This is a genomic window from Novipirellula rosea, assembly GCF_039541335.1.
GTDB classification, from domain to species: domain Bacteria; phylum Planctomycetota; class Planctomycetia; order Pirellulales; family Pirellulaceae; genus Novipirellula; species Novipirellula rosea.
On the sequence record NZ_BAABGA010000050.1, the window covers coordinates 1 to 19,482 of the forward strand.

12 protein-coding genes and 1 tRNA gene are annotated in these 19,482 nt (G+C 56.4%); 8 read left to right on the forward strand and 5 right to left on the reverse strand.

Going from position 1 to position 19,482, the window contains the following annotated elements; genetic code table 11:
- The coding region (locus ABD971_RS20280; protein WP_345325072.1) for a GxxExxY protein at positions 1-197 on the forward strand (197 nt) is incomplete at its 5' end.
- Positions 198-871: 674 nt separating this feature from the next.
- Positions 872-1,738, forward strand: a complete 867-nt coding sequence (locus ABD971_RS20285) for an endonuclease/exonuclease/phosphatase family protein (RefSeq protein ID WP_345325074.1) — start codon at positions 872-874, stop codon at positions 1,736-1,738.
- A 72-nt stretch (positions 1,739-1,810) separates the two neighbouring features.
- On the opposite strand, the gene ABD971_RS20290 is transcribed toward ABD971_RS20285, so the two are convergent.
- Positions 1,811-3,154 (reverse strand): MFS transporter, encoded by a 1,344-nt coding sequence (locus tag ABD971_RS20290; RefSeq protein ID WP_345325076.1) that lies wholly within the window; start codon positions 3,152-3,154, stop codon positions 1,811-1,813.
- A 459-nt stretch (positions 3,155-3,613) separates the two neighbouring features.
- Here ABD971_RS20290 and ABD971_RS20295 point away from each other — a divergent pair, with 459 nt between their 5' ends.
- The 3 genes from ABD971_RS20295 to ABD971_RS20305 all read left to right on the forward strand — a co-directional run bounded on the left by ABD971_RS20295 (position 3,614) and on the right by ABD971_RS20305 (position 7,488).
- Positions 3,614-5,170, forward strand: a complete 1,557-nt coding sequence (locus ABD971_RS20295) for an outer membrane protein assembly factor BamB family protein (protein ID WP_345325078.1) — start codon at positions 3,614-3,616, stop codon at positions 5,168-5,170.
- A gap of 341 nt (positions 5,171-5,511) precedes the next feature.
- Positions 5,512-6,321, forward strand: coding sequence for an AraC family transcriptional regulator (locus ABD971_RS20300; RefSeq protein ID WP_345325282.1), 810 nt, complete (start codon positions 5,512-5,514; stop codon positions 6,319-6,321).
- Between the two features lie 378 nt (positions 6,322-6,699).
- Complete coding sequence (locus ABD971_RS20305; RefSeq protein ID WP_345325079.1) at positions 6,700-7,488, forward strand: SDR family NAD(P)-dependent oxidoreductase; 789 nt, start codon at positions 6,700-6,702, stop codon at positions 7,486-7,488.
- 404 nt (positions 7,489-7,892) lie between these two features.
- Here the strand turns inward: ABD971_RS20305 and ABD971_RS20310 are convergent.
- Positions 7,893-7,967 (reverse strand) — tRNA-Pro (locus ABD971_RS20310).
- Positions 7,968-8,238: 271 nt separating this feature from the next.
- Between ABD971_RS20310 and pheT the strand changes: the two genes are divergently transcribed.
- A complete protein-coding gene (gene pheT / locus ABD971_RS20315; RefSeq protein WP_345325081.1) occupies positions 8,239-10,251 on the forward strand; it encodes a phenylalanine--tRNA ligase subunit beta in 2,013 nt (670 codons plus the stop codon).
- A gap of 968 nt (positions 10,252-11,219) precedes the next feature.
- On the opposite strand, the gene ABD971_RS20320 is transcribed toward pheT, so the two are convergent.
- Entirely contained in the window at positions 11,220-13,025 is a 1,806-nt protein-coding gene (locus ABD971_RS20320) for an ABC transporter ATP-binding protein (RefSeq protein WP_345325083.1), read from the reverse strand.
- Between the two features lie 158 nt (positions 13,026-13,183).
- Positions 13,184-14,977 (reverse strand): ABC transporter ATP-binding protein, encoded by a 1,794-nt coding sequence (locus ABD971_RS20325; protein ID WP_345325085.1) that lies wholly within the window; start codon positions 14,975-14,977, stop codon positions 13,184-13,186.
- 531 nt (positions 14,978-15,508) lie between these two features.
- Here ABD971_RS20325 and ABD971_RS20330 point away from each other — a divergent pair.
- Complete coding sequence (locus ABD971_RS20330; RefSeq protein ID WP_339946566.1) at positions 15,509-16,762, forward strand: serine hydroxymethyltransferase; 1,254 nt, start codon at positions 15,509-15,511, stop codon at positions 16,760-16,762.
- A gap of 108 nt (positions 16,763-16,870) precedes the next feature.
- On the forward strand, positions 16,871-17,326 hold the full coding sequence (locus ABD971_RS20335; protein WP_339946565.1) for a response regulator: 456 nt from the start codon (positions 16,871-16,873) through the stop codon (positions 17,324-17,326).
- Between the two features lie 399 nt (positions 17,327-17,725).
- Here the strand turns inward: ABD971_RS20335 and ABD971_RS20340 are convergent, their stop codons facing one another.
- Positions 17,726-19,309 carry an outer membrane protein assembly factor BamB family protein gene (locus tag ABD971_RS20340; RefSeq protein WP_345325088.1) on the reverse strand — a complete coding sequence of 528 codons (1,584 nt, stop codon included), beginning with the start codon at positions 19,307-19,309 and terminating at the stop codon, positions 17,726-17,728.
- Positions 19,310-19,482: the final 173 nt, after the last annotated feature.

Consider the following 19,482-nt stretch of genomic DNA (forward strand, 5'->3'; position numbering starts at 1 on the left):
CGCTCCGGTTTGACATACTCATTGAAGGATGCCTATTTGTCGAGGTGAAAGCAACTGAATCGGTCCAGCCCATCCATAAAGCACAGCTTCTGAGCTACATGAAACTACTGGACATTCCGATTGGGCTGATTATCAACTTCAACGTTCTCAAACTTACCGATGGCGTCTCGAGGCTAATGCTGCCGGGAGCCAACTAAGCCTGAGGCCAAGTTATCAAGTCCCACGCAGGTCTTCCCTTCACTCGTGTTCAAATTCCCGTGCGGTCTTTCTGGCGAGGGGTCCCGCGCGGGGTGATTGAGATTGCGCCGTCGATTGAAACAGGAGATAGCAGAGGTGACAGATTTTTTGTTTCGGCATTGTAATTGACGTTTGGATCGACCAAGCCTGAGCTTTGAATGCATCAAGCCGTGCATGGGTCTCCGTTTCCTCCCTTTCCTCCTGTTCAAATTCCCCTGGTCTTTGTCGGCGAGGGTCCTGTACAGGGTGCTCAAGATTGCGCGGTCGTTTGAACAGGAGAGAACAGAAATAACAGAGTTTTTGTTCCGGCTTCGTTGTTGAAGTTTGAATCTCACCAAGCCTGAGCGTTGAATACACCAAGCCGTGCAGGGATCTCCGTTTCCTCCCTTTCCTCCTGTTCAAATTCCCCCCGGTCTTCGTCGGCGCGGGTTCGTGGACGGGGTGCTCGAGATTGCGCGGTCGTTTGAACAGGAGAGAACAGTCGTAACCGAGTTTCGCTTTCTTAGCCAAGCAGCAGCGGTTTCCAGTGGTCGCTGGCGTTGGATGATCAATTCCACCAGCCACTCGGTAGGCCCCGGCACTACGGCATAGCATTTTTGCGGTACAATCCTCCTCTACACTTCTGGAGAACACGATGAACATCTCTCGCCGAAAATTCTGTGGCACGCTCGCTGCCAGTCTCGCGGTGGCAAACGCCAGTTCGTTTGCGGAGGACTCAACGACCACGCCTCTGCGAGTGATCGCCTACAACATCTATGGACTTACAGGGTGGCCCAAGCAACGCAGTTTGGCGAAGCAGGCGGTGGCGAAAGGCCAAATGGCGCGGCGACTGGCCATGGAGTTGGCTCTGCACGAACCTGACATCATCAACTTCTCAGAATCCCCCGCAGAGGAACTGACTCAAGAAGTTGCGAAGCTACTGGGAATGAATCACGTCCGCTTTGCGAGCGGCGGAAATTGGCCAGGCACGCTGCTGAGCCGTTATGAGATTAGCGAATTTCACAACGCTCCGATGGCGACCGAGCGACCAAAAGACTTGTTCACTCGGCACTGGGGAAGCGCCACGATCCAACTGCCCGGTGGTGAGCCGCTCGTTGTTCACTCGGCTCATCTCTATCCCACCGCCGAACCCACGGTGCGGCTAAAAGAGATTCGAGTGATGCTCGAATCAATGAAGCCGGCTCTTGATGCCGGACAGTCGATGCTTCTCATTGGCGATCTGAATCACGGACCTGACACCGAAGAATACCAGCTTTGGATCGACGCGGGATGGACCGATACATTCGCCCGAGTTGGCAAGGGCGACGGCCCGACGATCAAAGCGGATATCCCCAAGTGGCGGATTGATTACGTCATGGCTGCGGGACCGATCGCAGATCAGATCGTTGAATCAAGACCGCTGTTTGAGGGCGAGTTCCGCTTGCATATCGACGACAAGAAATCGTTTGCCTTGAGCGACCATCTGCCACAATTGGCCGTGTTTGACGCAGCAAAACGCTAGCCCACTAACCTTCGGATCTCCAAACGCTTAATACGGAGTATGACGAGCACTCGAAGTCTGCTGCGGGACAAGCTATTGCGGGCGGTCGGCGCGGGGGGAGGCGGCAAGCAATAGCAGTGCGACGACGGCACACAACAGCGTCGCCGCTTGGTAGCTTCCAAAACGGTCGTGCGAGACGCTGAACAAGTACGGCCCGACCGCGGTTCCCGCCACCACGATCGAGGTCGAAAATCCTGAGATCGCGCCGAGATGCGTGCGGCCATAGAACCGCGGCCAAGTCACTCCGGAAATGATTCCGAACATGCCTTGCATCAGCCCCATCCCCAACACCACAAAAACAACCGCTGGCCCTGGCGACAAGAACGACAAACTCAGCGACAGCATCACGATGCCTACCAACTGGACCATCGCCAAGTATTTCAATTTGACAAAGTCGCTGAGCCAGCTGCCGACAAATTCGACAACGACGCTGACACAGGCGGCGGGTACAAAAATGGCAACGGCCTGACTTCGCGACATGCCGCCATCGGCAAAGATCGAGACGACATGAAACGAGAAGGCTGTTAACACCAGACCGGACATGACGACGCTGAACGTGAATACCCAAAAACTGTAGGTGCGTCGAGCTTCGGAAAGTGTGAATTGACGTCCGCTTAAGGTTTCGGCGTGCGTCTTTCGATCCTTCTTGGCAAAGGGTCCGTCGGGCAGCAAACCGTGGTCTTCCGGTCTTGACCGACCGAAACAAAACGCGAGCAACGCGTAAACCGCAACGACCACCGCAATCATTTGCCAAGCCCACGACCAGCCGCCTCGTTGGATTAGCCATTCGAAAATGGGCGGAGTCACTGAGAAGCCAAAGGCGACCGAAATCCCAATGAACGCCAACGCCATCCCACGCCGCTGTTCAAACCACTCCAACACCATGTTCCGCGACGACAGCGTCAACATCCCTTGGCCAAAGAAACGCATCGCGAAAAAACCGAGCGTCAAGACCGCAAACGAGGCATGATCGCGGTACGCGGCAGGCAAGATCGACGCGACGGACTCGGCAATCACGGCGGAATAGCTCATCCCCGTCAATACAACGGCCAGCATACCGGCCGAGATCGCTGACACCCAGCGGCCGCCGAATCGGTCGTACCAGCGACCGGCGCGGGTGATCAGCATCGCACTGGCGATCGTGCCGGCGAGGTAGGCGAAACTGATCCAGCTCCGCGACAACTGGTGTGCTTGGATCAGAAAGTCGGTGAACACCGACACGCCCACGGTCTGACCTGGGGCACTCGCCAACACGCCCAACGTGCCACACACCATCACCACCGTGCCATAGAAGAACGGTAACCGAGTGGGATTGAAGGGAAAGTTGACCAACCGCGGGGGGTGATGAAGCCGCGGCGTTTCGCTATCAGAGTTCATACACGATGCCATCGCAAATCAAGGACGAAGGGATCATTGGAGTTCACTTCGCTCTGCAAGTCAGCGGGGATTGACACGATGATCCCGAACGACCTTGGCGGAAATCGTGGAGTTTCCCTTCCCCCCGTCAATGCATTCAATGCCATCGACTTGGTTAGCCCCCGCGACGCTGGGCCCGCCCGCTTGCGGCGAGTAAAACGTTCGATTTTGACCGGGCGGGGAACCCACGCCGCTCCGCTATAAAAACCCGTTGCCGCAATCACCTCCGCGCGATACGAAACGCCCTGCGTCCTAATGCGTTTCGGCGGCTTGCTTGCGTTTCGATCTTCCAATCGCGGCGGTATCGACGTTCGCCCCGATGTTCGTCACGGTGATCGAATCATCAACTATGATGGATGACACCGCAACCGGCACAGCTGGCCCTCCCATTTGTCATCGACATCACAGGCAGACTCGAAAGTGACCCCTCGGACAACATTGCCCCTTGTTGGCCTCTTCGCCGCCCTGACTTCCACCGCGTTCTGCCAAGATCACTGGCCAGAGCATCGTGGGCCTCAGCGAAACTATCACCTGAGCTCGCAGACCGAATACCCGGCAGATTGGAGCGTGGCCACAGGCAAAAACATTCGCTGGAGAATGCCGTTGCCGGAAACAGGCCATAGCGGCATCGCCGTTTGGGGCGACCGACTGTTTCTGACCTGTTTCCGCCAATTGACCGCAGAAGACATTGGTCCCAAAGGAACGTGGGTATCGGAGACTCGCGGTTATTGTCTCGATGCGAACACGGGCAAGATCCTGTGGAGTTGTGACCTGCCGGGCCAGCGGCCGAACCAGGTCAATGGCACCTTCACCGACTCGACCACACCGACACCGGTGACCGATGGCAAGCATGTCTGGTTCGTCAACGCGGGCGGATTTATGGCGTGCCATACCCTGGACGGCGAACGCGTGTGGGGTAAGGAATTTGAAGTTCGCACCAAACATTCGGCGAAACAATTTCAACCGTTTTTGCACGGCGGCAACCTGTACTACGCAATGATGCGTGACGCGAGCGATCCCCAGCGCCGCGAACAAACGGCGACCGATTACGACAAGAACAGCAAAACCGGTTGGCCGTGGATGTACATCCGATGCTTCGATGCGCTGACCGGACAGCCGACCGCAATCATGCCGGACGGCATCAGTGTGCACAGCAAAGGTGCGCTCGGATCGCTGCACGGCGAGACCGTGTTGCTGCACGCCCGAGGCGGCAGTCACAGCCCACCGGAAAAACCCTACGGCGTTAGTCTGTCTCGGCTGAACGATGCACACGACTTAGTCTGGGAACGCCAGGGATTGTCGTTTGAAGGAACCGACTTTATCGACGAGAAGTACGCCTATTGTTTCGACCGAAACGATTTCTTCGTGCTCGATCTGGCAACGGGCGAGACCGTGAAACAAATTCGCATTCGCGGCACCGGCAGCCTCATCGCGTTCGACGAAAACGCCGGCCGCTACCGAGAGCCCGCAGACGCGTCCAAACTAAAATCCCCTCATTTGCTGACGCACCGCACCAACATCGGAGTTGGCAAGTACTACTTCTTTATGGGCGGCCAGCCAGGCATTTTGGGACGGATCAATATCGAAACGGAGGAAGTCAGCTACCTGCAAGTGCCGGTGCAGGTCGTCCTAGAGAACGGCAAGAAGAAGTTTTCGTGGAGTGAATTTAAATCCGGCGACCTGACGGGTTCTGGATTCACGGTCGAAGGCGATAAACGCCGACTGAGTCACGGGTTTGGTCACATCTCCGCCGCCACACCGATTGTGGTGAATGATCGCGTTTACTTTTCAACCGTGCTGGGGACGGTCTACGTTGTCGATGCGACTGCAGAGCGTTTTGACGAAAACGCCTTGGTGGCAGTGAACGATCTTGGAATGCCAGGCGAGACGTGGACCTTGAGTCCCTTTTCGGCCGCACGCGGGCATCTGTACCAACGCACCAGTCGCGAGATCATCTGCATCGGTAGTGGACGCTGATTTCAAACATTCGCTGCGGAGCGAGATCAGGGGCAGTGAGTAGGATTAAGATTAAGTTTAAGAGGCGTCATGAAGAAAAGGTGTCGTGCACCTTTGATCCCGATCGGAGACAGCAGTGAAACTATAAAGAGGCGGTTCAGACCGCTGTTAGAATGTCGCAGGTGGTGTTATCTCTCGATGTCGGGTGTTAGCCGTTTAGTGGCGTTTTCCGTGTAGAATAGGAAGCCCCGACAGGCCACTCTTCGTCCTGCTTGCTCGCACTCATCCCGCGACGTAAACTCTCCGTTGCCTTTCACGTTGTTTGAATCGCCACTGAGGACAATATGGCTTCCGGGTTAAAAGTGAAGCATTTCAAAGTTCGTGGTTCTGCCGATGACGGGATTACGGTGCATCAATGGGAGTCGGTCGAACACACTTGGCCGAATCACTCACACCCTGAATACAAACTGGGTGTTTCCGAAGGCGGGACAGGGACGTTTTTCTATCGTGGCCAGCGATACTTTACCGGACCGGGGAAGCTGCTTGTCATTCACCCCAATGAAGTGCATTCGTGCACGGCTACCGGCGCGTGGCGTTATCTCTATGCTGCCCCGAACGTCATCGCCAGTATCGTCAGGACGTTTGACCGGAACGGTGATATCGAACCATTGTTGCTGCCCCCGGTCATCGACGACACGCAACTTGTGGAGCTCGTTTTGCAGGCTCACCGGGCGATGGACGACGGAGATCCTCAGTTGGATCAGGAATCAGCCTTTTATGAAGCCATCTGCGAGCTTTTAGTGCGGCACGCATCCATGCCGGACATTCCGAAAAAGCGGGGACGTGCGAACATTCGCAGAGTCAAGGAGAGCTTGGAAGCGAAATTTCGCGAGAATGTCTCGCTTCACGAACTCGCCCAATTGGCGGGGACCTCCGCCCCGTATCTAAGCCGCGTCTTCTCCAAAGAGGTCGGCATTCCCATCCAGGCCTATCTCTCTCAAATCCGAGTGCGTCGTGCGCAGCAGATGTTGATGGCCGGTGAGACGCTAGCTGATGTCGCCTACGCTGCCGGTTTCGCGGACCAGTCGCACTTCACGCGGCATTTCAAACGATTCATCGGGGTCGCGCCGGGAGCGTATTCCAAGGCGGTGAATCCATCAAGCAACTCCTGACGCGCCGTCGCAACCCCAAAGCCGTCCGGTGCCATGCGCAATCGATCGCGAAATATCGGATAGCTCGCGCACTTCCGCTAAGAAATCCACCGTTTTGATGCCAAAGTGGACGGGCGCTGGGGACGATCCGCAGGTCCTGAGCCCGCGTCAATCCTTGCGGTCAATTCTTTTGACGGCGCGCAAAATCGTTCAAGAAGCTCCCCGGGCACTTCCCTAAACTCATGACGTTGAAGGGCTACAAGTCAGCCCCGTCTGTTGAAGTATTCGCTTCGACACCCATCCATGAACGCAAGGAATCAATCCCGTCGCAATTTGCTGATTGGACCTGGACAACAAACACAACACACTCTTCTAAAACACCGATAGGATAAGAATTCGATGAATCTTGAACTCAACAATAAAACAGCATTGGTCACCGCATCAACAGGCGGAATCGGTCTGGCGATTGCGACTCGCCTGGCTGCCGAAGGGGCAACCACAATCGTCAACGGTCGCAGCGAAGCGAGCGTTGAGACGGCGATTGGAAAAATTCGCGAGAGTCAACCGAAGGCCGACCTGATCGGGTTGGTTTCCGACAATGGGACGGCCGAAGGCGTCGCACGAACCATCGCCGAACATCCGCAGATCGATATCTTGGTCAACAATCTGGGCATTTTTGAAGCGGTTGATTTTTTCGACCTGACAGACGAAGCGTGGCAACACATTTTCGACATCAACGTGATGAGTGGCGTGCGTCTTGCCCGGCATTATCTCAAGCAAATGCTGGAGCAAAACACCGGACGTATTATCTTCATCAGCAGCGAATCCGGCGTCGTGCCGGCTCCTGAAATGCCACACTACGCGATGACCAAAACAGCTCAGCTTGCCGTCTCACGTAGTCTGGCTCAGCTGACCAAAGGAAGCGCCGTCACGGTCAACACGGTCATGCCCGGTTCGACGATGACGCCGGGCGTTCGAGAATTCGTCACCAACCTTTTTCCGAACGAAGAATTTGCTTCGGCTGAGAAACGATTCATGGCAGACAATCGGCCGACCTCGTTGATTCAAAGATTGATAGAACCGGAAGAGATTGCCAACATGGTTGCGTTTGTTGCCAGCCCACTCGCATCGGCTATCAACGGAGCACCAATACGAGTCGACGGAGGACTCATTCCAACGATTGCTTAACGTTATCGGAAAAGAATCGTGAAGGTGAAGCGGGCGAAAAGAACGTTTTGAGCTTGACCCGCATGCAGACGACCGAAGTGGCGGATTCGCAAATGCTCCTTCGCTTGCTTGATCCTTTTGACGAAGGAGTTGCCGAGGCAACTGCGTCGATGGACAGCAATGCCAGAAACCAAGGCATGATTGCGTTTTCTTGTCACGGATCAAGCTACTCAAAAGTGGCCACGAGACTTGAACTCGCTAAGTGTTTCCGGAACAAGAAGTTACAAAGCGCGGAGGTTGACGCGGGAAAAAAATGCCATCTGCTTGAACTGCCAAGGTAGCTGACAAGAAATCGCGTAAACCATTGCAATTCAACGAGAAACAGCTCGCCGCAAATGAATGCGACGAGCTGTTTTGAACTCAAGTCGGGCCGACTGGATTTGAACCAGCGATCTCCACACCCCCAGTGTGGCGCGATATCCAGGCTTCGCTACGGCCCGTGATTCGTCAGAAACACCCCTCAAACGTGGGGAAGACTATCATCTTTCACTTCGTTTTTGGGACGTTTGAATCAACGTTCTGAAGATGCTAATCCAATACGATCGTTCTCGCTAGCCCGGATTGAGCCGGAAGCCAAATTCTGAAATGCCGCTCATCGGACAGACGCTAAAAACGAAAACCAGACGCTCGGTTTTGCGAAATCGTCCTATTGGATAATCTATTGCCTGTCTCGTTCGCTCCCATTTCCCCTGTTACCCCACAGCTGCCACGATGCTCGTTTCTTGGAATTGGCTCTCTCGCTACCTCGATCTGCCGATGAGCCACGAAGAATTGGCTCTCCGCCTGAGTTTGTCAGGGCTGAACCACGAAGAAACCACCACGGTCGATGGCGATGTCGTGATCGATCTGGAAGTGACCAGCAACCGAGGCGATTGCCTCGGTCACCTTGGCGTGGCTCGCGAAATCGGCGTTTTGTACGACTTGAGCGTCAAAACGCCCGAAATCGAACTCAGCGAAGCGGGCCCAAAAATCGAATCGCTGCTGAGCGTCGAAAACCGCTACACCGAGGCTTGCCCTCGCTACACCGCCCGCGTGATCCAAGGGATCAAAGTCGGACCGAGCCCCGAATGGATGGCCACGGCACTCAAAGCGGTCGGCATCGGTGTGGTCAACAATGTCGTCGACGCTACGAATTACGTGATGATGGAATGTGGTCAACCGCTGCACGCGTTCGATTACGCCAAAATCGCCGAGAAAAAAGTGATTGTCCGCCGAGCCGCGGAAAAAGAGACGATCGAGGCAATTGACCATCGCAACTACGAACTCGACGAAGCAATGTGCGTGATCGCGGACGCCAAGGAAGCTCAAGCGGTCGCGGGCGTGATGGGAGGTGCCGTTTCCGAAGTCGACGACACGACGACCGATCTGGTGATCGAAGCGGCTATCTTTACCCCGCTGATGGTCCGTCGTGCGGCTCGCAAATTGAAATTGCAAAGCCCGTCGTCCTACCGATTCGAACGACGCGTCGATCCCGTCGGCGTCGATTGGGCGAGCCGCCGAGTTTGCCAATTGATCCTGGAAACTGCGGGTGGCAAATTGGCCGAAGGCGTGATCGACACAGCGCCCGAGATCACGCCGAACCCGCCCGTCACGCTGCGGCTGAGCCAGGTCGAACGTGTGTTGGGGATCAAAATCGATCGCGAAGAGATCGAGCGAATTTTGGTGAAATTGGGCTGCGAGCACGAAAGTGGCAGCGACACGTATGTACCACCGTCGTGGCGACACGACTTGGGACGCGAAGCCGATTTGATCGAAGAGGTCGCACGGATTCATGGCTACGAAAACATTCCCGAGGATGCTCCGATCCCCGTCGCGCCGAGCAGCAAACGAGACTTTGATGTCGCGATGGAACGCGTACGATCGGTGATGACCAGTGCGGGATTCTCCGAAGCGATGACGCCAAGCGTTGTGACGAACAAGCTTGATGAATCGCTCAGCCCGTGGACCGAACTGCCGGCGCTGAAAACCGAAACCGCGATGCTCAAAGGAGCTCGTACGCTGCGTCGATCGTTGATCCCTAGCCTGCTAGAAGGACGTGCGAACAACTGGGCTTCGGCCAGCATTCATGCCGATCTTTTCGAGATCGCTCACATTTACTTGCCACAACAGAGCAACGAAGCGCTGCCGAGCGAGCAATACTCGTTGGCGATGGTTTCGGGTTGCGACTACTTGGAAATTAAGGGAGCGATCGAGACATTGTGCCAGCGAATGGGCATCGCCGACCCTGTCCAGGTGAAAGCGATCGAGCGGAGTGGGTTCGCCAAGGGCGCCGTGGTCGAAGTCAGCTGTGGCGAGCGAATGGTGGGCTATTTGGGCATCGTCGATCCCAAGGTACTGAAATCGTGGAAGCTGCCTGCCCCGGTCGTTGCCGCTGAGTTCTCGCTGCCGACTCTGCTAGAGGCGTCATCGCTTGTGCCGCAACAGCAGAGCGTCAGCATGTTCCCCTCGGTCGAACGTGACTTGAACTTTGTGGTTGCCGAATCGGTCCGCTGGAGTGAGCTAGAGCGAGTCGTGCGGGCGGCGGTAGGCGAAGAGCTTGCGGGGGTTCGCTACTGTGAAACGTACCGTGACCCGGCCAAAGACGGCAAGGATCGCAAACGCGTCTTGATGTCGGTGTCCTTGCAACTGCACGACGGCACGCTCAGTGGTGAACAAGCCGACCAATTGATTGGCCAAGTCATCGGCGCGTGCAAGCAAGAGTTGGCCGCCGAGTTACTGTCGTAGGCCGGACAAATCGTGAGCGTTCATGCTGCTGCGGACTCGAGTGCTTTCTAAATCTTCACAACGCTGTCGTACCGATTGACGTCCGAAAAGTTCATCGTCCAATACTCCCGAGCAGACGCTCGGGAGAGGTGCCTTGCCGCATGTCACCTCTCCCAAACGCAGTTTGGGAGAGGTCGAGCAGAGCCTTCAGCGATTGCTCGGGTGAGGGCCGACCGAGCAAACCGGGTCGAACGATACATCAAGATTGCCCACCGCAGCCCTCACCCGGACGAGGCCCAAAGGGCCCGTCCGACCTCTCCCGAGCGGATGCTCAGGAGAGGTGGCTTGCGGTATGTCACCTCGCCCAAACGCAGTTTGGGAGAGGTCGAGCAGAGCCTTTAGCGATTGCTCGGGTGAGGGCCGTCCGAGCAAACCGGTTCGAACGACACATCAAGGTTGCCCACCGCGGCCCTCACCCGGACGAGGCCTAGAGGGCCCGTCCGACCTCTCCCGAGCGGACGCTCGGGAGAGGTGCCTTGCTGCATGTCACCTCGCCCAATCGCAGTTTGGGAGAGGTCGAGCAGAGCCTTTAGCGATTGCTCGGGTGAGGGCCGTCCGAGCAAGTCGGTTCGAACGATGCATCAAGATTGCCCACCGCGGCCCTCACCCGGACGAGGCCTAGAGGGCCCGTCCGACCTCTCCCGAGCGGACGCTCGGGAGAGGTGCCTTGCTGCATGTCACCTCGCCCAATCGCAGTTTGGGAGAGGTCGAGCAGAGCCTTTAGCGATTGCTCGGGTGAGGGCCGTCCGAGCAAACCGGGTCGAACGATACATCAAGATTGCGCGGTCAGCCCTCACCCGGACGAGGCCTGAAGGGCCCGTCCGACCTCTCCCGAGCAGATGCTCGGGAGAGGTCGCTTGTCCGCCCTGGCGACAGCGGTTGCAATAGTGAGTTCGTTACCGCCGCGTTCCGGCCTACAATGACTACAGTTACGACACAAAACGTTCGTGCAAGTCTTTGTAGAGACCGTTTTGCTTTAGCAGTTCTTCGTGTCGGCCTTGCTCGGCAATTTTTCCGTGCGACATGACCAGGATTTGATCGGCAGTGCGGATCGTACTCAAGCGGTGAGCGATCACTAAACTGGTGCGATTCTCGAGTAGCCGCCCCAGTGCTTTTTGAATTCGCAATTCAGTCAGTGTGTCCACCGCACTGGTGGCTTCGTCCAAGATTAAGATCCGCGGGTTGGCGACCAGGGCGCGGGCAAAACAGATCAGTTGACGTTGCCCCAGCGAGACGCGGCCGCCGCGTGATCCGGCTTGCGTTTGCAGTCCCTCGGGTAAATCCTCAATCAACCACTCGCAATCGAGCGACCGCAAGGCTTCGACTGCATCGGATTCAGTCGCGCCGGCACGTCCTGCAACGATGTTTTGCAGTACGCTGCCGGTGAACAGATAATTCTGTTGCGGGATGACTGAAATTGCACGCGAAATCGATTCGCTTGTCAGCCCGCGTGTATCCAATCCATCGACACAAATTTTGCCTTGGGTCGGTAAATAGTAACGGGACACCAAACTGGCAATCGTCGACTTGCCGCTGCCGGTTTCACCGACAAGTGCCACCATCTGGCGTGGCTCGGCAACGAACGAAACATCCCGCAGCACCCAATGGCCAGGATCATAGGCAAACGAAACGTTTTCGACGGTTAGTTTACCGTCCACTTGAGCTGGCAACGAAACTGCCGTCGGCAAATCGGTCCATTCGGGCGGCGTATCGAGCAATCGAAAGACACGTTCGGCGCCGGCCATCGCCGTCAGTGCTTGGTTGTATTGGTTTCCCAAGACTTGTATCGGGCTAAAGAATAATCCTGCCAGGAACCAGAACTGGATCAAATCGCCCACGGGCATTGGATCGCTGGCCACAATCGATCGGTACGCGCCGACGATCAAAACGAGTCCCAACGAAACTTGGCCGGTTAATTCTAGTAGCGGCATCAGCAAGCCGTTATGCCGCGCGCTATTCATATTGTATTCAGCGTGATCGACGGTCAATTGGCGAAACAATTCGGCATTGGTATCTTCGCGAGCCAAGGCCTGAGTGACGCGAATCACGGCGACCGATTCGGCAATCGTGGCGGTCACACGACTGAAACTTTCCTGGACATCGCGATACGCTTCGCTGAGCCGGTTTCGCATCACTCGGCCAATGATCCACATCACGGGACTCATCGCCAACACGACCATCAACAGCGGCAGATCGTACCAAGCCATAATCACCGCGGCGCCGATCATTTGCCCGGCCTGGACGAGACTGACAAACAACACGTCCTGGACGCCGACCCGGACGGCGTCACAGTCGCTGGTGATACGGCTGATCACACGCCCCGTTTTCGTTTTCGCATAGAAACTCATCGGCATCTGCTGTAAATGCGAATAGACCGAACCGCGAAGGTCGTGCACGATCGATTCCCCCAGTTCCAGCGCCAAGCGTTGACGAAACACCAGCGTGAATTGGGTCCAGGCAGCCAATGCCAATACGCCGAGCGACGCGATGACGATCGCGGCCATCGGAGCGGCGTTGGAGATCGGTCCGTTGATCACGGCGCCGATCGACCAAGCCAGTAGCGGCAATTGGATCGCGCGTAGCAGGACGAGAGCGAGCAGCACGTTTCGCTTAGCCGCATACGGACGCATCAACCCCCACAACCGAGTCACCAGCGACAACGACAGCGGCCGCCGATGCGGATCCGCATCAGGGTCGCGTGTGACGCGGACCATGGGGGCGAAGGTGTTGCTCATAAGAAATGCATGATGCTAAATGGACGGTTGGTTTGGAAAATTGTCGTTGATCGCTTGGGAGACTACTCTTGTTTACGAATCTATTTCCCAATAGGGGATCGGCTTCCAGTACGTCGAGGATGCCATGACAGGCTGGAAGCCTATCCCACTTGTTTGATTCAACGACATTGGCTTTGCGCGACTCGGCGGTACGGGCCGGGCTCGCGGATCAGTTCTTCGTGCGTTCCTTGCTGGACGATCTCGCCGCGATCTAACACGATCACGCGATCGGCCCCCCGCAATGTACTGAGCCGGTGTGCGACGATCAGTGTCGTTCGCCCCTTGGACGCTTCCCCGAGCGCCGCAAGGATTTCATGTTCGGTTTCCGGATCAATGGCCGATACGGGATCATCCAACAGCAAGATCGCGGGGTCGGTTAACAATGCTCGGGCCAGAGCAAGCCGTTGTCTTTGGCCGCCCGAAAGCGACATACCGTATTCGCCGAGAATCGTGTCGTAACCGTCCGGTGTGGCTTCGATAAAGTCGTGAGCCGCGGCGAGCCGAGCGGCCATTCGCACTTGTTCTCGCGTCGCTCCGGGACAACCAAACGCAATGTTCGCTCCGATCGTGTTGCTCAACAGCAGCGGTTCTTGCAGCACCAAGGCGACTCGGCGGCGGAGCGTTTTTAAATCCCACGCTCGGACGTCAACACCGTCAATTTCGACCACACCGCGGGTGGGATCGTAGAACCGCGGAAGCAAACTGAGCAGAGTCGATTTCCCCTGACCCACCGCACCGAGAATTGCCACGCGTTCGCCTGCACGAATATGTAACGAGACGTCCTTTAGAACGGAATTACCGGCGACATATTCAAAGCTGACGGTGTGAAAGTGGATTTCGCCGCGAATCGAATCGGGGTGCCACGCATCGTCGGGTTGCGACACTTCTTCGGCCGCATCGAGCACCTCGAACACTCGCCGCGCCCCCGTCAATGATTGCTGGATCGTTCCGGTCAAACTTGAAAGGTTGCCGACTTGATTGCTGAATTGTTGCAGCAGACCGGCAAAGACGATCAATCCGCTGCCCAGCGGCAACCGGCCGATCGAAGTCAGGTAACCACCGTAGATCAACAACACGACGAGATTGATTTGCGTCAGTAGCTGGATCGTGGGACCAAACCGGCTAACACGCTGGAAGACGTCTTGCTGTTGGTTCAACAGATCATCGTTGGCTCCGTCGAACGATTTTGTTTCGGCCGCTTGTCGCCCCAGCGACTTGATCACTGCGACGCCGTCCACCGATTCGGCCACCCGCAAAACAAGCAGGTCAAACAAGTGACGCGATTGGTCGTACATCGGCCGCACGATTCGCGAAAATCGAATACTCGACCACCAAACCACAGGCGTGGTCGCCAGACAGACCAGCGTTAACGTCGCATCGATACGGATCATGAACGTCAAATAGAAGACCAGCGACATCGCCAGGATCGACAGCTGAATCAACACGCCATCGATGAACGCACGCGTGGCTTGGACGTCGCCGGTGACACGGTTGATGATCGTGCCGGCAGGTTGATTGTGATAGAAGCTTAAACTCAGCCGCTGCAGTTTCGCATAAACCTCGGCACGCAAATCGACCACAATTTTTCGGTGCACCAGCGTGCCCGAGATGATCGCGTAACAGTAATTCAGCAGCGCACGCACGACCGCGACGACGATCATGGCGACCGCAATGGCGATGACCTGAGTCAGCGGCGACCAATGCACCGGAAACAGAACTCCGAAGGGCAGGGCGGGGAAGTTGGGGGTATCGTGCGAGTAGAACCGGATGACATCAATCGCGAGTCCCCCGAGCTGGACCAGGGCAACCGCTAACCCCATCAATACCGCTTGCAGAAACAGCATCGCGGCGCACCAACCACGGTAACGCCACGCCAATCTCAGTAATCGCTGAACGACTTGATAATTTGACATATCGCTCAGCGAGTCTTGATGATGCGAAGGAGGAGGGAGGGGGAAAGCGAGATCGAACAAGACGCCGCTAAGACTAAATGCGAGAGACGTCCCACTCGATTCCGAGTCGATCGAAACATCTTGCCACAATTCGACGATCCAAACAGTGGCTCTCGAAATGAAAAAGGACCACCGAAATCGATGAATTTGATAGCTTTTGGTTGCCTTGGATGCGAGAAATGCGGGAGAGACGAAGAAGCTGTGTGATGGCGGCGGAGTGACGGGCGATTTGTTTTGCCGGTCGTACGCGAGGCGACGAGTCCTGTTTTGTTTGTATTTTCCCAGGGGACTCGTGCGCTCGTTTACGACGCCTGAGGGGCGGGGACTCGTTGCCTCGTCCACTACGTGTTTTGCAGATTTCCTTTTTTTGGACCGTTTCCCTGCTTTTGGCGACATTGACGCTTTGCCCTCGGCGGTCGACAATCGTGACCGCCGTGGTGCGAAGATCGCAAGCTTACTTCTATCCTCCTCCCCCCCCAATTAAAAAAACTCATGAATTGGCTGCAGCAGCAAGACCCTGAAATTTGGGAAACCATCCAAGCCGAAGCCACCCGCCAGCAGGACGGGTTGGAGATGATCGCGAGCGAAAACTACACCAGTCTGGCAATTATGCAGGCTGCCGGCAGCGTTTTGACGAACAAATACGCCGAAGGCTATCCCGGACGCCGCTACTACGGCGGTTGCGAGCACGTCGACGTGACCGAATCGCTGGCGATCGAACGAGCCAAAAAGCTGTTTGGTGCCGAGGAAGCAAACGTCCAGCCGCATGCCGGATCCCAAGCTAACACCGCCGTTTACCTGTCTTGCCTGGAACCAGGCGATTCGGTTCTCGGGTTGGACCTCGCTCAGGGCGGCCACCTGACTCACGGCATGAAGCTGAACATCAGCGGCCGGCTGTACAATTTCCACTCCTATGGCGTGGACAAAGAGAATCACCGCCTCGATTTTGACCAAATCGCCAAATTGGCTCGCGAGCACAAGCCAAAGCTGATTGTTGCCGGAGCGAGTGCCTATCCACGCGAAATCCCGCACGATCGTTTCGCTGAAATCGCAAACGATGTCGGAGCCAAGTTGATGGTCGACATGGCCCACTACGCTGGCTTGGTCGCGGCGGGCCAACACAACAGCCCGGTGCCGTACGCCGATTATGTCACCACGACGACGCACAAAACGCTGCGTGGCCCACGAAGTGGTTTGATTCTTTGCAAGAAAGAACACTTGAAGCTAGTCAACCGCAATGTCTTCCCAGGCACTCAAGGCGGCCCGCTGATGCACATGGTCGCTGCTAAAGCGGTCTGTTTCGCCGAAGCGATGACACCCGCGTTTAAAGAGTACGGCAAGTCGCTAGTCACGAATGCAAAAACATTGGCCGAGACGCTGATGGCAGCCGGATTGCCGTTGGTCAGCGGCGGCACCGACAACCATTTGATGTTGGTCGATGTCACCGCCGTGGGACTGGGCGGCAAGAAAGCCGAAGCGGTGCTCGAAGCATGCGGCATCACGGTCAACATGAACATGATCCCGTTTGACGAGCGTAAGCCGATGGACCCATCGGGAATTCGCATCGGCACCCCCGCCTTGACGACTCGTGGGATGGGCAGCGACGAGATGAAGCGAATTGGCGGCTGGATCCATCAAGCATTATCGAATTCCGACGACGAATCGCTGCACCAATCGATTCGCAGCGAGATCCGCGAACTCTGCAAGAACTTTCCCGTTCCTGCCGGCGATCACGCCACTGCCTAGTGCGACGCCCAACGCTCGATCGCTAAAATGACGGTGGCAACCCGATAATGGGTTGCCACCTGTTCTGCCCCCACCCTTTTTCACGTCGTCCACGATTCTGACAACGCTATGCACCGCATTCTGATTGCTGATGACAACATCGCGAACCGCGAACTGCTCGAAGCTTATTTGGTAGGCGTCGACTGTGACACGGAAACCTCGGTCGATGGTCAAGACACGCTGGACAAGATCGAATCGTTCAAACCGGACTTGGTCCTGCTTGACGTGATGATGCCCAAGCTGAGCGGATTCGAGGTCTGCAAGAAAATCAAAGACAACCCGGCAACCAGCCGAGTGATGATCCTGATGGTCACGGCGCTGAACGAACTGGGCGACATCGAGCGAGCGGTGTCCGCGGGCACCGATGACTTCCTCAGCAAGCCGGTTAACAAAGTCGAACTCGTCAAACGAGTCGAAAACATGTTGAAGCTAAAGGGAACCGAGGACGAACTGGAACGACTGCGTCGCTACATCCAAGAGATGGAAGACGGCAACGACCAGATCCAACCGCCCGGGGACGCGTAAGACGACGTCGGCAATTGTCGCTCGGCTTTCCAAGCCGTTGGCGGGGCGTCGCTGTGCTAGAAGTCACAGCGATAGAAGTTGCACCGTCCAAGACCATCGCAACCAGCCCTCCCCGAGAAACTTGCTGAAGGCTCGTTTCCCGACCCTCCCCTGGCTTCGCCGGGAGGGTAAAGCCGACGATTGTCGCTCGGCTTTCCAAGCCGTTGGCGGGGCGTCGCTGTGCTAGAAGTCACAGCGATAGAAGTTGCAGCTTACAAGACTATCGCAACCAGCCCTCCCCGGGAAACTCGCTGAAGGCTCGTTTCCCGACCCTCCCCTGGCTTCGCCGGGAGGGTCAAGCCTGCGATGGCTAGCGGCGCAGCGGAACGGAACGGTTGGCGAGTTTCGCTACGGGAAAGCTTACATTCCGCCGAAAGGGTCAGCGCCGAAGGGATCGGCACCACCGCCCGGTGCGGCGAATGGATCGGCTCCGGGGGCTGCGAAGGGATCGGCTCCGGGAGCCGCGAAGGGGTCGTTTGCTGCGGGCACGCCAAATTCAGTAGGCTCGGCAGGCTTCTTTTCCTCTTCCTCCTTTTCCTCTGTCACCTCCACTTTCTTTACGTCGCCGTGACCTTCGCTGATGATCGGCAACTCGGCGTCGATGCTACGCAAACACTGAACCGCTCCGGTGCTACCGACCAGATACAAACGATCGGTCTTGGAATTACGCAGCAATCGCTTGGGGCGAATGCCCGGAAATGACTCCACCTGCGCTCCGGTCTTCAGGTCCAAAACGGAAAAGGCCCCGCTGAGCGTGGTCACGTAAAGCTTGTCACCAATCGTCCCGACCAATTCATCGATATTCGTGGCCGCGTCTTGCCAAGTACTGATCCCGTCGGCCAAGCCAAGTGAATACAGGCTGCCATAAGTAGATCGAATCAGCAGCTGTTCGCCAGCAATAATCGGTTGATTGTAAAACGGTTCGCCATACGGTCGGCTCCACAACACTTGGCCTGTTCGCGTGCCTTTGATGCCATAGACCTGCCCTGCTTCGGAACCGAAGAAGAACCGATCGTCACTTGCTGCTGCGATGCGGGCGCTCACGATGCCATCGGTATTCAAACGAAACATCACCGACGGCTCGCCCGACGTTTCCATGCAGTAAACAAAACCGTGGTCGGTTCCCCAAGCGATTCGAGTCGAGCCAGGTGCTTTGACTGGCAACGCAAGCGCTCGCCCCGATACACGTTCGCGAAACGGCAACCGCGACGTATCGTACAGAGGATAGCCTTCGATTCCATTTTGGATCGTCGCAATCACGGCAAAATCACCGGCATTGATCGCACCAAAGATGGGCACATTGACGGTGCGTTGCTGTTCGATCAATTCGCCATTGGTGACATCAATCCTCAATATGTTACCACCATTAACCACCGAGACAAATGACTCGCCCACGCCGAGGGCTTTGTAGCCAAGTCGCTCGACACCGACGCGGACCATCCAAACGGATTCACCTGATTCAGCGTCACGGCACTCCAGCGTGCCATCGTTGCCAAGCGTGTAAAGACAAATTCGTGGCACGATTCGCGATTCCATCGTCGCTTCGATACCACGCCGCTTCAAGCGACGAATTTCATTGCTTGCCAACCGCTCGGCTTCCGCCTTTCCAATCGCTTTGCCATGCGCATCGACGCGATCGGTGGGAATTCGCACCAGCACCTTTTTGGGTGGCGTCCCTCCATTTTCATGCGGCTTGGCCGCTTCATTGACCGCACCGGGTTCCTCCACCGCTGGGCTGGCTGCGGGGGCCGCAGCCACAACTTCGACATACTCACGTGGATTTTCGACGTGGACATAAAGCTGCTGATCGACCATCGACTGGACGCCCGCAGGAACCTCCGTTTGCCGCCGCCAAGCCTCGACCAAGCCTAATCGTGTGGCCTGTTGGGCAGTCAAGAAATCAGCCGCGCGGCTGGTGCGGACATCACCCAGATTGAACACCATGGCGGTGACAAAACAAACAGCGACGGGGCAAAAAGCAGCGGGACAGCTAACGAAGCGGAAACCAAAGGGCATGCGCACGGCGAACACCTAGCTCAAAAAATGGAGGCACGAGCAAAGAGAATAGTCTCGGTTATTCTAATCGCTTGTTTCGGCGATGGCGAATCCTTGGAAAA